General features: G+C 41.4%; 2 protein-coding genes. Both read right to left on the bottom strand.

Features of this window, described 5'->3' with window-relative positions; genetic code table 11:
• Window positions 1-123: HesB/IscA family protein (locus CGZ90_RS21170; RefSeq protein ID WP_420841360.1), on the bottom strand; the 123-nt coding region annotated here is incomplete at its 3' end.
• A gap of 81 nt (window positions 124-204) precedes the next feature.
• On the bottom strand, window positions 205-413 hold a 209-nt coding region (locus tag CGZ90_RS20265), incomplete at its 5' end, for an aspartyl-phosphate phosphatase Spo0E family protein (RefSeq protein ID WP_240515509.1).

Below are 413 nucleotides of genomic sequence, written 5' to 3'. Positions count from 1 at the left end.
GTACGATAAACCCGTACATCCGCCGCCTTTAACAGCAACGCGCAGAAACTGATCTTGGTTTTCTTCAGCTGCTAACATTTCTTTTATTTTCCCGGCAGCTTCTGCCGTAATTTCTATAATCATCCGCGACTCACCCTTTCACATTGAAACCTTTACTTATTATATAGTATACAAATGCATCGGTTTCTTCTCAAGCAAAGGGGCTTATTTTGAATAATAGGCAGAATGCTCAAGGCGCAGTATCTTATTATGCGCTTCATCAATTTCCATACTGTATTTCAGAACGGCTGGATGCTTAATGCCAAGTTCTCTCGCTGCGTCCATCATCTTTGCCCTGAGTTCTTCAAGATCGTCCAAATATGCTGATAATTTTAATGACTTGCTTCCCATTTCGCCGTACACTCCCTGATTAT

This window comes from Fictibacillus aquaticus (genome assembly GCF_002245695.1).
In the GTDB taxonomy this organism is placed as follows: domain Bacteria; phylum Bacillota; class Bacilli; order Bacillales; family Fictibacillaceae; genus Fictibacillus; species Fictibacillus aquaticus.
This window is presented reverse-complemented; position numbering and strand designations above follow the sequence as displayed.